Consider the following 13,659-nt stretch of genomic DNA (forward strand, 5'->3'; position numbering starts at 1 on the left):
TTCGCGCCCTGACGACCTGCTTCGTCACACCTCGGACGGTGGAACGGCGGAGTCCGCGGACGATGCGGCGTGCAGAGCGGCGATCTGGGAACGGGAGGTGAAGCCGAGCTTGGTGAGGATGTGCTCCACATGGGAGTCGATCGTCCGCTTCGACACCACGAGCTTCGCCGCGATCTCCCTGTTGGTGCAGCCGTCGCCGACCAGGGCGGCCACCTGACGCTCGCGGGGCGTGAGCCCGTCGGTGGGGCCCGAGCGCTGCGGAGGGACGTCGGGGGACGGCGCCGAAGCGTCGTCGAGCGCCAGGTCCACCACGGCGTCGAGCGGGAGCGCCGCGCCCTCCTCGAACGAGTGGTGGTAGCCGTCGGCACCGAGCACCTTGCGGGCCGGGTCCGCGGCCCGCGTGTGCAGTTCGTGCAGCACGGGGAGCCCGAACCTGGCCTCCTTCGCGGCCCGGCGCCACAGCGCGTCGGCCGCGCCCTGCAGTGCCGCGACCCGCTCGAAGCGCCGCAGCTGCGCCGCGTGCCAGGCCAGGCCCTCCAGGAAGTGGGCGAGCCCCATCAGGTCGTCCAGCGCCGCCTTGCTGCGGATGCCCTCACGGGTGCACTCCACGGACGCCTCGTGCTCGCCCTTCAGCCACAGGCCCACGCTCTTGACCCACAGGGCCCAGCTGCGCGCCCACTGCTCGCCCGGATGCGCGGCGCCGCGCGCGAGCGAGTCGTCGCACCAGGCGATGCCCTTGTCGTGGTCGCCGGTGAGGATCAGCATGAACCCGGCGTAGAAGCCCAGCATGAGCAGGCCGGTGTCGTCGCCGAGCGCCGTCATCCGGGCCCGGACCTCGTCGAAGTCGTCGGCGCAGCCCTCCATCCGGCCGAGGAAGTACCGACGGTGCGCCTGGAAGGAGAACGCCCACGTGGCGCCGACCTGGTCGCCGATCCGCGCGGCGATCTGCTCGGCCTCCTTCAACAGCGCCTCGTTCTTGCCCCGTTCCCCCTGGATGTCCATGTACCAGCTGATCAGCCACAGCGCCTTGACGCGCTGCGGTGACTCGTCGCGGCAGCCGTCCAGGGTGCGGCGCAGCCAGTAACGGCCCTCGGTGAGCAGTCCGGTCGCGTGCCAGTAGCCCCACAGCGCCGTCGCCATCTCCAGTCCGTCGCAGTGCAGTCGGGGCGTCGCGACGCAGTACTCAAGGGCGATCCGGACGTTGGCCTGGTCCCGCACGAGCGCCCGCAGCAGGGGGATCTGCGCGTCCCCCGTCCACTCCTGGTCGAAGGCGCGCGCCGCGTCGAGGAAGTACTCCAGGTGGCGGCGCCGGGACCGATCCTCGCCGCCGAGCGCGGCGAGCTGCTCCAGGCCGTACTCGCGGATGGTGTCGAGCATCCGGTACCGCGTGCCCTCGGGGGTCTCGACCCGCACCACGACCGACTTCTCGACGAGGCCGATGAGCGAGGTCAGCACGTCCTCGACCGGCAGGACCTCGTCGTCGGCGCACACCACCTCGGCCGCCTGGAGGCTCAACTCGCCCGCGAACACGGACAGTCGGGCCCACAGCAGCCGCTCCGCCGCGGTCGACAGGTCGTGGCTCCAGCCGATCGCCGTACGCAGCGTCTGATGGCGCGGCACCGACGTGCGGCGACCGCCGGTGAGCAGCCGGAACCGGTCGTCGAGCCGGGCCAGCATCTCGTCGAGCGACAGCACACGCAGCCGGGAGACCGCGAGTTCGATGGCGAGCGGGATCCCGTCGAGCCGGCGGCACAGCGCCAATACGTCCGCCCGGTTGTCCTCGCTCACGGTGAACCCCTGCACCGCCGCGGACGCCCGGTCGGCGAACAGCGCCAGCGCGTCGCACTCCCGCCCCGCGCCGTCCGCGGGCTCCGGCATGCTCAGCGGGCCGATCGCGAGGACGTGCTCCCCGGGCACGTCGAGAGGCTGCCTGCTGGTGGCGACGATCCTCAACCGGGGTGCGGAGCGGAGCAGTTCGTCGCAGAGCACCGCGCACGCGTCGACCAGGTGCTCGCAGGTGTCGAGCAGCAACAGCAGCTCGCGCCCCTCCAGATGGTCGGCGATCACCTCGATGGCAGGCCGCGCCGCCTGCTCCGGCAGGTCGAGCGCCGCCGCGACCGCGTTCGCGAGCAGCGCCGGGTCGTGCAGCGCGGAGAGCTCCACGAGCCGCACCCCGTCGGCATACGTCTCCCGCGACTCGCGTGCCGCGCGCACCGCGGTCCGGGTCTTGCCGACACCGCCCGGCCCGGTCAGCGTGACGAGCCTGGCCCGCGTCAGCACGTCCGCGACCTGGCCCAGCTCCCGGCGCCGCCCGACGAAACTGGTGGTCTCGGCGGGCAGGTCTCCCGGCGTACGCCGGGTGGGACTGGGGTTCATGAGGGGCTCACCTCGTGCGGTGCGGAGGGCGGCGACTGCCGCCGCCAGGCTAGGCGGAACGGGGCGCGAACGAACCCCCTTCACCGCACGACCACTCGAACGGGAAAGGGAACATGGGTAGTTGGCGCGTCCCCCGCGATTTCCGCACGCACTTCGGGGAAACCGTCACACGGAGCGCCCGGCTGACTACACTTCCCGGAACGCCACGGCTGTCCCGCCGATCGAGCCGCGCCCCACCGGCACCACCGGAGCCGAGACGTCCGGCCCCCTCTCGAAAGGCCCTCATGACCACCCGTCCGTCATCGACCACCTCCCTGCCCGAGACGTTCGGCACGCTCGGCGTCAGCGCCCGGCGGCTGGCGGCCGGCGCGGGGCCGGACGGCGGCGAGGGCGGTGATCTGCACGGCGTCGTGGACACGCCGTACGGGACCCGGCTGCTCATTGGGGACGTGATGGGCAAGGGGACCGAGCTGTCCCGCACCGCCGACGCGGTCCTGCGGACCTGGCGCCGGCTCGCGTGCGTGCAGCGGACGTTGGAGGTGCTCGCGGTGCGGCTGCACTCGCTGGTCGCGCACTCCGAGGACCCCGACAGATTCGTCACCGCCACGCTGGTGACGGTCGCCCCCGACGGCTCCGCCGAAGTGGTCTGCTGCGGGCATCCGCCGCCCCTGCTGATCCGTGACGGGTCCGCGGTACCGGCCGCCGTGCCCACCCCGGCGCCGCCGCTCGGGCTGCTCGACCTCGCGCACGGCTGGTGCGGCGCCGAGCAGATATCCGCGGCCGCCTGGGACCGCATGCTGCTGCACACCGACGGCGCCACCGAGGCCCGCGACGCGGACAGCGAGTTCTACCCCCTCGCCGAGCGCGCCACCGAGCTGAGCGCACTGCCGCTCGCCCCGTTCACCGCCGCGCTCTCGGCCGACCTGCTGCACCACGCCGGAGGCCGCCTCCAGGACGACGCCACGCTGCTGGCACTGGAGCCGTTGAACTCCGCGCCGCCTGCCGCGCGCTGATGCACACAGGGGCGTACCGAAATCCCGTCTCCGGGATATGTTTTCGTCTCCTGTGACAGGGGAGTCGGAGGGCGGACCGTGTGACAGCAGACGACGACGGAAGGGAGTGGCGGAACATGCTCCTCGCCCATCCCGCCCTGTTGACCGACCTCATCCGCGAGTACGAGATGCTCAGCGCGCTCGACGCCGACGACGGGGGACCTGCCGCGCAGCGCCGGCTCGACGACATCGGATACAGCCTGTGCATGGCCACCGGCACGAGCGACGTGGACGCGGCACTCGTCGCCGCCCGACACCGGCTGCCCGGGGCGCGCGTGCACGACGACTCGGCACTCACCGCGCGTCGACGCAGGACACCACGGGTGCCGCGCCACCGGTGAGAGTGGGGCGTCAGTTCGCCTCGGCGCGGTCGGCGGTGCCGATCGTCACGCCCGAGGTCGGCTGCCCCGCCTTGCTGTCCGCCTTCGTGGTGTCGGCGCCGCCACACGCCGTGATCACACCGATGGCAACGGCGACCGCGGCGACACTGCCGCCGAGCGTGAGTCGGGAGCGCGTCGAACGCCGCCTGTGCCGCGAAGTGCGGGGACCACTCGGGTAGGGGAGATGCGCCATCGTGGTGCCTCGGTCTCTTGCGGACTCGTGCGGACTCGATACGGGGGAGTAACCCAAGGCTAGGCGCGGCGCACGGGGCAGCGGGCGAGGACGAAGGTCCCCGGTGCGGGGGCATTGGTCCCGACCCGACCGGGGGTTCGACGGGGCGTCAGACCGCCAGCGTGCCGCGGCCCGTGGTCTCCTCCTCCAGTACCTGCTGGGCCCCTGAGGCGGAGGACTGCCACAGCGTCGTCACGGGCTCCCACACCCGTACGCCGGTCGGTGAACCGAGGGTCAGCGCCTGGAAGCTGCGGCCCTGAAGGTCGGGGATCGCGGCGACCGTCACGTACATGACGGCGGGCGCCTCGTCCTTGGCGTCCTCCGGGTCGGAGACCGACAGGACCGCCGCGTACGCCGTGTCGTGCGCGGCCAGCGCCCGCCCGGCGTGCGGCACCGTCGGCAGCGGCAGCGCCGCCCCGTCCAGCTCTCCGTACGTGACCGTCGGTACGCGGTCGACGAGGCAGGCCTTCGAGGAGTCGTTGCGCACGCTCAGCTTCAGGATGTCGGCGTTGTCGTCCGAGGGCTCGGCCCGCACGGTCACATCGTTCTCGCCGCAGCGCGCGAGCGCGGCGGGCGCGGCGGAGCCGGCCGCTCCCGCGGTGGGCACGGTGAGTGCCGTCAGGGCGAGGGCGGCGGTGACGGCCGCCGTGGCATGACGTGTGACGTGACGAGCGCGCATCGGAAGTCCCCAGTCCGTGGTCGGTCCGTCGTGGTCGTTTCGTGCCGCCAAAGGAATGAAAAGCGGCGAATACAGGCATACGACCCTAACGCGAATGTGTGACGCGGGGCACGTCACGAGGCTGGGGTGCAGTGCGCGCAAGGTTTGCACGGTGTGCAAGAATCACGCCCGTGACCGTCTCCGACCAGCAACCGAGCGCCCCCGCCGAGGGGCTGCGCGCTCGCAGGCGTCGCCAGACGCGCAGCGAGCTGCACGCGGCCACGGTCCGGCTGGCCCGGGAGCACGGCTTCGCGCAGGTCACGGTCGAGATGATCAGCAAGGAGGCCGGCGTCTCACCGCGGACCTTCTTCAACTACTTCCCCAGCAAGGAAGCCGCCCTCTTCGCTCTGCCCGGCACCGTGCCGCCCGCTCTCGCGGACCGGTTCGCCGCGGGGGAGGGGAGCGGGACCGACGCCGTGCTGCGCGACCTCGGAGACATTCTCGCCGACCACCTCCAGGAAGCGGCTCCCGAGCCGCAGGAACTGGAGGACTCGCTGCGCATCGCGGAGGGCGTGCCCTCGGTCCTGGCCACGTTCCTCGCCCAGTGCGAGGCGGTCGAACGGGACCTCGCCGGACTCATCGCCCGGCGCACCGGCACATCCGCGGAGGGGGAGACGGCCGAACTGCTCGCGGGCGTCGCCATGGCGACCGTACGCAGCGGGATCAAGCGGTGGCACCAGTCGGGCACGCACGCCGACGAAGGCTCAGGGCCCGCCGAGCGCGTACGCGAATCCTTCGATGCGCTGCGCTCGCTGATGGGGCCGGCCGCCGTGAAGTAGGCGCGCCACCCGTGTGACCACCTCCCCCTCGCGGTCACCCACGGACCTCCCCTCTCCCCTCTCCCCGCTTCCCCCGAACCGCTTCTCCCCGAATCGGCACCACCGAAGTACCCCGTACGCGGCAACCGCTCTCTCGCCGCCGGGTCAGCCCTGTACCACTCCACTCGCACACCACATCGGAGAACACCGTAATGACGCACGCCCCCGCTTCCGAGGGCATCGACTCCGGCCCCGACCCGGCGGCCGACGGGATCGAAGAGAGCACGGTCAAGCCGCACAACTTCGGCCTGATCTTCGCCGCGCTGATGCTGACCATGCTGCTCGGCGCGCTCGACCAGACCATCGTCTCGACCGCCCTGCCGACCATCGTCGGCGAGCTCAACGGCATCGAGCACATGGCCTGGATCACCACCGCGTACATCCTCGCCGCCACCATCGGCATGCCGGTCTACGGCAAGCTCGGCGACCTCATGGGCCGCAAGAACATCTTTCTCGCGGGCATAGCCCTGTTCCTGGTGGGCTCGGTGGTCTGCGGACTCGCCCAGAACATGGGCACGTTGATCGCCGGTCGCGCCCTCCAGGGCCTCGGCGGCGGTGGCCTCATGATCACCTCGCAGGCGATCATCGCCGACCTGGTGCCGCCGCGTGAGCGCGCCAAGTACATGGCCCCGATGGGCGCCGTGTTCGGTCTCTCCTCCGTCGTCGGGCCGCTGCTCGGCGGCTGGTTCACCGACGAGCACTCCTGGCGCTGGGCGTTCTGGATCAACCTGCCGCTCGGCGTTCTCGCGTTCTTCGTCGCCGCCGTCGCGATCAAGCTGCCGCGCAAGGCCGTCAAGGTCACGCTCGACTACCTCGGCACCGCGCTGATGGCCGCGGCCGTCACCTGCACGGTGCTCTTCGCGAGCTGGGGCGGCACGCAGTACGAGTGGTCCGACCCGCTGGTCATCGGCCTCGGCGTCGGCGCGGTCGTCGCCTGGGTGCTGTTCTTCTTCGCGGAGAAGCGTGCCGAGGAGCCGGTCATCCCGCTGCACCTGTTCCGCAGCCCGATCTTCAACGTCGCCACTCTGCTCGGCATGATCGTCATCGGTCTCGGCATGTTCGCGATCGTCGGCTACATGCCCACCTACCTGCAGATGGTGTACGGCAAGTCGGCCACCGAGTCCGGACTGCTGCTGATCCCCATGGTCGTCGGCATCATGGGCACCGCCCTGCCGTCCGGCGCGATCATGTCCAAGACCGGCAAGTACAAGGTCTACCCGATCGCCGGTACCGCGATCATCATGCTCACCGCGTACCTGATGTCGACGCTCGACGTGTCCGACCCGGTCTGGCTGGTGTGCGTGTACGTCGGTCTCGCGGGCGCGGGCGTCGGCCTGATGATGCAGACCCTCGTACTGGCCGTGCAGAACGACTTCCCGGGCTCGGAGGTCGGCACCGCCACCTCCGCGAACAACTTCTTCCGGGAGATCGGCGCGACCCTCGGCACCGCCGTCGTCGGCGCCGTGTTCGCCAGCCGCCTCACCGACCAGCTGGCCTCGCGCATCCCTGCCGAGGCCGCGGCCAAGGTCGGCGACAGCGACTCGCTGACCCCGGCGCTGGTCCGCGCCCTGCCGGCCAACCTGCGCGACACGGTCGTCAACTCGTACCAGGAAGCGCTCGTCCCGATCTTCCTGTACCTGCTGCCCGTCTTCGCGGTCGGCCTGGTCCTCGCCTTCGTCCTGAAGGAGAAGCCGCTCGCCGACAACGCCGACTGGCACGCGGAGAACGCGGGACCGGCCGGCGAGGCGGGACCCACGCTGGAGAAGGAGCCCGAGCCGGTCGCCTGACCCCTGCTCAGTAGGCAAAGAGCTGTTCAACAGGCAAAGGCTGTGCCCCCGTCGCGCTTGCGGAAGCGCGACGGGGGCACAGTCGCGTCAGTCCTCGTCCAGCCACACCCCGTCCCGCATCAGGTCACGACCCGCCAGCTCGTTCGCCTCGCGCCAGGCCTGGATGCGCACGGGCCGGATGCGGAAGTACACGTACGGGCCGTCGGCCGCACGCGGATCGAACCCGGCGCTCGCGGCGAACGTGTCCGCGAATTCGTCGGTGACCTCGTCGGCGGAGAGTGCCTCGCAGCGCCCCGTGATGTGCACGACGTCCCGCGTCGGCCCGATGCCGAGGTGCACCCGCCCGCTCGCCACGAGGTTGCGCGCCACCGGATTGGTGGCCCGCGTCGACACGTACAGGCACTCGTCCCGCCACAGGAACGACAGCGGCATCATGTACGGCGCGCCGCCCTCGGGCCCGGCCGTCGCGACCCACGCGTCGACCTCCCGTTCCAGGCGGTCGAGGGTGTCCTGCTTGCGCTGCTTCGCCGAACGGGCGGGCGCGGCCTGCGACATGCGATTCTCCTTTACGGCCAATATGGGGTGGCGCACTGCCATGACACGACATCACGAAGGAATGTGACAGATGGCCGATGCCGAAGTCCTGGCCGCCCGCTTCGAGGAGCACCGCCCGCGGCTGCGCGCCGTCGCCCACCGGATGCTCGGTTCGTCCGCGGAGGCCGACGACGTGGTGCAGGAGGCGTGGTTCCGGCTCAGTCGCACGGACGATGCCGACACGATCGACAACCTCGCCGCCTGGCTGACCACGGTCGTCTCCCGTATCTGCCTCAACGCGCTGCGCGCCCGCGCCACCCGCCGCGAGGACCCGCTGGAGGTCCAGGAGCACGAGAGGGGCGAAGGCCCCGTGGACCCGGCGGACGAGGCGGTCACCGCCGACTCCCTGGGCCTCGCGCTCATGGTCGTCCTCGACCGACTGGCCCCCGCGGAGCGCCTGGCCTTCGTGCTGCACGACCTGTTCACGGTGCCGTTCGACGAGATCGCGCCCATCGTCGAGCGCACCCCCGCCGCCACCCGCCAGCTCGCCAGCCGCGCGCGGCGCCGGGTGCGCGAGGCCGACCCGCGCGCCACGGAGGCGGCGGACCGCGAGCGTCGCCGCGAGGTCGTCGAGGCCTTCCTGGCGGCGACGCAGGGCGGTGACTTCGAGGCGCTGCTCACCGTGCTCGACCCGGAGGTCGTGGTCCGCTCGGACGCCGCGGCGATCGCCATGGGCTCGGAGCCGGAGGTGATCGGCGCGCGTGCCGTGGCCTCCCTGTACGCGGGCCGTGCCAAGGCTGCCCGGCTCGCCCTGGTCGACGGCACGGCCGGCGTCGTGTGGACGCATGCGGGCACCCTCAAGGTGGCCTTCGCCGTCGAGGTCGACCTCACGACGGACCCGCCCCGCATCACCGGCATCGAACTCGTGGCGGACGAGAAGCGGTTGGCGTCGATGGACGTGGTGCCCCTGCGCCGCCGCAGGCGCCTGGCCTCCGGCGGTCAGTCCCCGGACGGCGCCGAATAGCACCTGACGTCCACCAACTCGCCCGGCCCCCACTCCTGTTGGCCCTGCGCGAGGAACCGCCACCCGAGTCGTTCGTACAGCGCGATCGCGGCGGAGTCGGTGGTGACGACGTCGAGCACGGCCAGGGAGCCGTGCCGACGGGCCTCGCGCGCGGCCCGGCCCAGGAGCGCCGCGCCCAGCCGGTGACCGCGCGCGGACGGCGCCACGAACAGCCGCCCCACCACGGCGACCGAAGTGCCCGCCGAGACGAGGGTGGGTGCCACGTCGCCCGAGGCGGGCCGGGCCAGCAGGACGTGCCCGACGACGCGCTCGTCGTGGCATCCGACCCACGCGCCCACGACATCGCCGTCACTCAGCCAACCCGCGGGATCCCTCGGCCAGTTGGTCGGATAGCCGTCCGCGTGATGCACGGCGCGCATCGCTTCTACGCAGGCGTCCAGATCACTGCTCCGCCGCGCCCTGACGCACGTATCCCCACTCACACCCGTCTCGCCGCTCACACCCACACGCCCGTCTCGCCGCTCACACCCACACGCCCGTCTCGCCACCGGTCCCGTCGAGGGCATCGAACCACACATGCCGAATGCGCTTGTCCCGCGTCCCCGGCCCGAATAGCGTGCCGCCGTGGATCACTTCTCGCGTTCGGCGGACCTCTCCTCGCGTTCGACGGAACTCTTCTCGCGCTCATGGGCCGCGCTGCGCGCGGCGGTTGCCGACCTCCCCGAGCCGGCCTTCGAGCAACCCTCCGGCTGCACCGGCTGGCTGGTGCGGGACCTGGTGTGCCACCTGGTCATCGACGCGCAGGACGTGCTGATCACCCTCGCCACCCCCGCGTCGACGGAGCCGACCGTCGACGCCGTGACGTACTGGCACGTGGGCGACGAGCCGCCGACCGGTGAGGACCCGCTCGACGCGCTGACCGTCCGCCTCGCCGCCGCCTATCAGGACCCGGCGCTGCTCACGTTCCACCTCGACGACGTCGGAGCGGCGGCGGGGCGTGCCGCCGGGCCCGCCGACCCGGCCGCCCGCGTGAGCACGCAGGAGCAGGTCCTCACGGTGGGCGACTACCTCACCGCGTACGTCCTGGAGTGGACGCTGCACCACCTCGACCTGATCGCCCATCTCCCGGACGTGCCGGGGCCGCCGGCGGAGGGTCTGGCACGGGCGCGGGCGCTCCTGGAGGGGGTCGCCGGCACCGCGTTCCCCGCTTCGTGGCGCGACACGGACGTGCTGCTCGTCGGAACGGGGCGCCGACCTGCGACGGAGCGGGAGAAGGGGGAACTCGGCGCGTTGGCGGGGAAGTTGCCCCTTGTGATCGGCTGACCGGTCGGCGAGGTACGCCACCGGGTCCGAGTCTTGAACCCGCTGGGACCGTTCCTGCCCGGACCTTGTCGAAGTCCTTGACGCCTCAGCCCCTCGGCGCTTAACTCACGTCCTAAATTAAGTCCTGACAGCGTTCAGTTCCTGAACGCGTCGGACCACCCTCCGGACAAGGGACGCCTGGAGCCATGAGCAGAATCCACGCCGCCTGTGCCTGTGCCGTCACTCTCTCGCTCGCCCTCGCGGCCACCGCCTGCGGCGGCGGTTCGCCGACCAGCGGTGGATCCGACGACTCCCCGAAGACCCTCACGTACTGGGCCTCGAACCAGGGGGCCAGCATCGAGGTCGACAAGAAGGTCCTCCAGCCGGAACTCGACAAGTTCGAGAAGCAGTCCGGCATCAAGGTGAAGCTGGAGGTCGTTCCCTGGTCCAGCCTCCTCGACCGGATCCTCACCGCGACCACCTCGGGCCAGGGCCCGGACGTCCTCAACATCGGCAACACCTGGAGCGCCTCGCTGCAGGCGAGCGGCGCGCTGCTGCCCTGGGACGCCAAGAACTTCGACAAGATCGGCGGGAAGGACCGGTTCGTCGCCTCCGCGCTGGGATCGGCGGGCGTGCAGGGCAAGGACCCGGCAGCCGTGCCGCTTTACTCCATGGCGTACGCGCTGTACTACAACAAGCAGATGTTCAAGGACGCGGGGATAGCGAAGCCCCCGGCGACCTGGGACGAGGTCGTGGCCGCCGGCAAGAAGATCTCCAAGGGCGGCAAGTGGGGCATCGGAGCCGAGGGTTCGAACCTGTCCAACAACATCCACCAGGTCTTCGTCCTCGCCAAGCAGCACGGCGCCGACTGGTTCACCGCGGACGGCAAGCCCGACTTCACCTCGGCCGGCGCGGTCGCGGGCGTGAAGCAGTACGTCGACCTGATGGCCAAGGACAAGATCGTCGCGCCGGGCAACGCCGAGTACGCGCAGAACCAGTCCCTGAGCGACTTCTCCAAGGACAAGACGGCGATGGTGCTGTGGCAGACCGCCTCCGCGACCTTCAAGACGCAGGGCATGAAGGAGGACGAGTGGGGCGTGGTGCCCGCGCCCGTGCAGTCCGGCGCGCCGGGCCAGGGCCGCAGCACCAACTCCATGGTCGCCGGCATCAACATGGCCGTCTTCAAGGACACCAACAACCTTGACGGCTCCCGGAAGTTCGTGAAGTTCATGACCAGCGACCCCGAGCAGAAGATCCTCAACAATGCCTACGGGTCCATCCCGCCGGTCAAGTCCGCGCAGAACGACGCCGCGTTCAACGTCCCGGCCGTCGCGACGCTCAAGGAGACCATCTCCACGAGCGCGGCGCCGCTGCCCCAGGTCGCCGACGAGTCGCAGTTCGAGACCGCCGTCGGTACGGCCGTGAAGGAACTCTTCGCGGACGCCGCCGCGGGCCGGCCCGTCACCACCGCCACCGTCAAGGCCAAGCTCGCCAAGGCGCAGCAGCAGATGCCGACCAAGTGAGCGGAACCCCGATGACGACCACACCCACCACGACGGTCGAACGGTCGGCCGAGCCGGCCGTCGGCCCCAAGTCCCCCAAGGCGGCGGGCGGTCGGGCCCGCCGCCCCGGACGGATCCGCCGGTTCGGCCTGCCCTACCTCCTGCTTCTGCCCGCCCTGGTGCTTGAACTCCTCGTCCACCTGGTGCCCATGGCCATGGGCATCCTGATGAGCTTCAAGCAGCTCACCCGGCTCTTCCTGCGCGACTGGACCACGGCTCCCTGGAGCGGCCTCGACAACTTCAAGGTCGCCGTCGACTTCGACGGCGCCATCGGCGAGGCGCTCCTCAAGTCCTTCGTCACCACCTGCCTGTTCACCGTGTCCTCGGTCGCCCTGTGCTGGGTGATCGGCACGGCGGCGGCGGTCTTCATGCAGGAGTCGTTCAAGGGGCGCGGCCTCCTGCGCGCCCTGTTCCTCGTCCCGTACGCGCTGCCCGTGTACGCCGCCGTCATCACCTGGGTGTTCCTGTTCCAGCACGACAACGGCCTGGTGAACCACGTGCTGCACGACCAGCTCGGCATCACCGACAAGCCGTCGTTCTGGCTGATCGGCGACAACAGCTTCATCGCGCTGCTCACCGTCTCCGTGTGGAAGGGCTGGCCGTTCGCCTTCCTCATCGTGATGGCCGGGCTGCAGAACATCTCGAAGGACCTGTACGAGGCCGCGGCCCTCGACGGCGCGGGCATGTGGCAGCAACTGCGCCGCATCACGCTGCCGTCGCTGCGCCCCGTCAACCAGGTCCTCGTCCTCGTCCTGTTCCTCTGGACGTTCAACGACTTCAACACGCCGTACGTGATGTTCGGCAAGGCGGCGCCCGAGGCCGCGGACCTGATCTCGGTCCACATCTATCAAGCGTCCTTCGTGACATGGGACTTCGGCACAGGGTCCGCGATGTCCGTCCTGTTGCTGCTGTTCCTGCTCGTCGTGACGGGCGTGTACCTGGTGCTCACGTCCAGGGGGAGGAAGACCGCCGATGTCTGACACACAGCTGGCGCGGGCGCGGTTCAGGTCGCCGTCGGCGCCGCCGCGCTCCTTCCTCTGGTCCCGCCGGATCTTCCTCACCCTGCTCGCCGGCTTCGTCCTGCTGCCCGTCTACGTGATGGTGTCCAGCTCGCTCAAGCCGCTCCAGGACGTCCAGGGCGCGTTCCGCTGGATCCCCAGCAGCCTGACGATCCGCCCCTACATCGACATCTGGTCGACGGTCCCGCTGGCCCGCTACTTCATGAACTCGCTGGTCGTGGCGGGTGTGGCGACCGTGTGCTCGGTGGTCGTCGCGGTCTTCGCCGCGTACGCCGTCAGCCGCTACCGCTTCCGTGGCAAGCGCGTCTTCACGGTGACGGTGCTGTCGACGCAGATGTTGCCCGGCATCCTCTTCCTGCTGCCGTTGTTCCTGATCTACGTCAATATCGGCAACGCCACCGGCATCGCCCTGTTCGGCTCGCGCGGCGGGCTGATCCTCACGTACATGACGTTCACGCTGCCGTTCTCGATCTGGATGCTCATCGGGTACTTCGAGTCGGTGCCGCGCGATCTCGACGAGGCGGCCCTCGTCGACGGATGCGGGCCGATCGGGGCCCTCTTCCGGATCATCGTTCCGGCGGCGATCCCCGGCATCGTGGCCGTCGCCGTCTACGCGTTCATGACCGCGTGGGGCGAGGTGCTCTTCGCCTCCGTCATGACCAACGACACCACCCGCACGCTCTCCGTCGGCCTCGGCGCCTACGCCAACCTCAACGACGTGTACTGGAACCAGATCATGGCCGCCTCGCTCGTCGTGAGCGTGCCCGTCGTGGCCGGCTTCCTGCTGCTCCAGCGCTACCTCGTGACCGGCCTGACCGCCGGAGCCGTCAAGTGACCGCTCCCGGTCAAGTGACC

At 70.7% G+C, this 13,659-nt stretch carries 14 protein-coding genes; 9 read left to right on the forward strand and 5 right to left on the reverse strand.

All coding sequences use genetic code 11. The features are described from left to right. Positions 1–24 precede the first annotated feature (24 nt). Positions 25–2,376 (reverse strand): helix-turn-helix transcriptional regulator, encoded by a 2,352-nt coding sequence (locus tag OG746_RS43990; RefSeq protein WP_266725014.1) that lies wholly within the window; start codon positions 2,374–2,376, stop codon positions 25–27. Positions 2,377–2,660: 284 nt separating this feature from the next. Here OG746_RS43990 and OG746_RS43995 point away from each other — a divergent pair, with 284 nt between their 5' ends. Both OG746_RS43995 and OG746_RS44000 read left to right on the forward strand, forming a co-directional pair. Then, positions 2,661–3,389, forward strand: coding sequence for a PP2C family protein-serine/threonine phosphatase (locus OG746_RS43995; RefSeq protein ID WP_266725016.1), 729 nt, complete (start codon positions 2,661–2,663; stop codon positions 3,387–3,389). A gap of 116 nt (positions 3,390–3,505) precedes the next feature. Next, positions 3,506–3,769 (forward strand): DUF5133 domain-containing protein, encoded by a 264-nt coding sequence (locus OG746_RS44000; RefSeq protein ID WP_266725787.1) that lies wholly within the window; start codon positions 3,506–3,508, stop codon positions 3,767–3,769. 10 nt (positions 3,770–3,779) lie between these two features. Here the strand turns inward: OG746_RS44000 and OG746_RS44005 are convergent, their stop codons facing one another. After that, on the reverse strand, positions 3,780–4,001 hold the full coding sequence (locus OG746_RS44005) for a hypothetical protein (RefSeq protein WP_266725018.1): 222 nt from the start codon (positions 3,999–4,001) through the stop codon (positions 3,780–3,782). 148 nt (positions 4,002–4,149) lie between these two features. Beyond that, complete coding sequence (locus OG746_RS44010; protein WP_266725020.1) at positions 4,150–4,719, reverse strand: DUF4232 domain-containing protein; 570 nt, start codon at positions 4,717–4,719, stop codon at positions 4,150–4,152. A 170-nt stretch (positions 4,720–4,889) separates the two neighbouring features. Between OG746_RS44010 and OG746_RS44015 the strand changes: the two genes are divergently transcribed. Beyond that, the gene (locus tag OG746_RS44015; protein WP_266725022.1) at positions 4,890–5,537 is read left to right on the forward strand and encodes a TetR/AcrR family transcriptional regulator; all 648 of its coding nucleotides are present in this window, start codon (positions 4,890–4,892) and stop codon (positions 5,535–5,537) included. A gap of 191 nt (positions 5,538–5,728) precedes the next feature. Then, positions 5,729–7,363: an MDR family MFS transporter gene (locus tag OG746_RS44020; protein ID WP_266725024.1), complete on the forward strand. Its 1,635-nt coding sequence runs from the start codon at positions 5,729–5,731 to the stop codon at positions 7,361–7,363. A gap of 87 nt (positions 7,364–7,450) precedes the next feature. Here the strand turns inward: OG746_RS44020 and OG746_RS44025 are convergent, their stop codons facing one another. After that, the gene (locus OG746_RS44025; RefSeq protein WP_266725026.1) at positions 7,451–7,918 is read right to left on the reverse strand and encodes a pyridoxamine 5'-phosphate oxidase family protein; all 468 of its coding nucleotides are present in this window, start codon (positions 7,916–7,918) and stop codon (positions 7,451–7,453) included. A 70-nt stretch (positions 7,919–7,988) separates the two neighbouring features. On the opposite strand from OG746_RS44025, the gene OG746_RS44030 reads away from it, so the two are divergent. Next, positions 7,989–8,921, forward strand: coding sequence for a sigma-70 family RNA polymerase sigma factor (locus tag OG746_RS44030; protein WP_266725028.1), 933 nt, complete (start codon positions 7,989–7,991; stop codon positions 8,919–8,921). Here OG746_RS44030 and OG746_RS44035 read toward each other — a convergent pair. After that, a complete protein-coding gene (locus OG746_RS44035; protein ID WP_266725030.1) occupies positions 8,897–9,340 on the reverse strand; it encodes a GNAT family N-acetyltransferase in 444 nt (147 codons plus the stop codon). The two genes, OG746_RS44030 and OG746_RS44035, sit on opposite strands and share 25 nt — an antisense overlap. Positions 9,341–9,545: 205 nt before the next feature. On the opposite strand from OG746_RS44035, the gene OG746_RS44040 reads away from it, so the two are divergent. The 4 genes from OG746_RS44040 (at position 9,546) to OG746_RS44055 (ending at position 13,639) form a co-directional block, all read left to right on the forward strand. Then, on the forward strand, positions 9,546–10,244 hold the full coding sequence (locus tag OG746_RS44040) for a maleylpyruvate isomerase N-terminal domain-containing protein (protein WP_266725032.1): 699 nt from the start codon (positions 9,546–9,548) through the stop codon (positions 10,242–10,244). 185 nt (positions 10,245–10,429) lie between these two features. Further along, the gene (locus tag OG746_RS44045; protein ID WP_266725034.1) at positions 10,430–11,746 is read left to right on the forward strand and encodes an ABC transporter substrate-binding protein; all 1,317 of its coding nucleotides are present in this window, start codon (positions 10,430–10,432) and stop codon (positions 11,744–11,746) included. Positions 11,747–11,757: 11 nt separating this feature from the next. After that, on the forward strand, positions 11,758–12,765 hold the full coding sequence (locus OG746_RS44050; RefSeq protein ID WP_266725036.1) for a carbohydrate ABC transporter permease: 1,008 nt from the start codon (positions 11,758–11,760) through the stop codon (positions 12,763–12,765). Continuing rightward, positions 12,758–13,639: a carbohydrate ABC transporter permease gene (locus OG746_RS44055; RefSeq protein ID WP_266725038.1), complete on the forward strand. Its 882-nt coding sequence runs from the start codon at positions 12,758–12,760 to the stop codon at positions 13,637–13,639. The genes OG746_RS44050 and OG746_RS44055 overlap by 8 nt, the downstream gene beginning before the upstream one ends. The last annotated feature ends 20 nt before the right edge of the window (positions 13,640–13,659 follow it).

Source organism: Streptomyces sp. NBC_01016 (assembly GCF_026341035.1).
GTDB lineage: Bacteria > Actinomycetota > Actinomycetes > Streptomycetales > Streptomycetaceae > Streptomyces.

Coding starts and splice junctions, on each gene's coding strand:
- OG746_RS43990 (WP_266725014.1), bottom strand. CDS start 2,376: ATGAACCCCAGTCCCACCCGGCGTACGCCGGGAGACCTGCCCGCCGAG.
- OG746_RS43995 (WP_266725016.1), top strand. CDS start 2,661: ATGACCACCCGTCCGTCATCGACCACCTCCCTGCCCGAGACGTTCGGC.
- OG746_RS44000 (WP_266725787.1), top strand. CDS start 3,506: ATGCTCCTCGCCCATCCCGCCCTGTTGACCGACCTCATCCGCGAGTAC.
- OG746_RS44005 (WP_266725018.1), bottom strand. CDS start 4,001: ATGGCGCATCTCCCCTACCCGAGTGGTCCCCGCACTTCGCGGCACAGG.
- OG746_RS44010 (WP_266725020.1), bottom strand. CDS start 4,719: ATGCGCGCTCGTCACGTCACACGTCATGCCACGGCGGCCGTCACCGCC.
- OG746_RS44020 (WP_266725024.1), top strand. CDS start 5,729: ATGACGCACGCCCCCGCTTCCGAGGGCATCGACTCCGGCCCCGACCCG.
- OG746_RS44025 (WP_266725026.1), bottom strand. CDS start 7,918: ATGTCGCAGGCCGCGCCCGCCCGTTCGGCGAAGCAGCGCAAGCAGGAC.
- OG746_RS44030 (WP_266725028.1), top strand. CDS start 7,989: ATGGCCGATGCCGAAGTCCTGGCCGCCCGCTTCGAGGAGCACCGCCCG.
- OG746_RS44035 (WP_266725030.1), bottom strand. CDS start 9,340: ATGCGCGCCGTGCATCACGCGGACGGCTATCCGACCAACTGGCCGAGG.
- OG746_RS44045 (WP_266725034.1), top strand. CDS start 10,430: ATGAGCAGAATCCACGCCGCCTGTGCCTGTGCCGTCACTCTCTCGCTC.
- OG746_RS44050 (WP_266725036.1), top strand. CDS start 11,758: ATGACGACCACACCCACCACGACGGTCGAACGGTCGGCCGAGCCGGCC.
- OG746_RS44055 (WP_266725038.1), top strand. CDS start 12,758: ATGTCTGACACACAGCTGGCGCGGGCGCGGTTCAGGTCGCCGTCGGCG.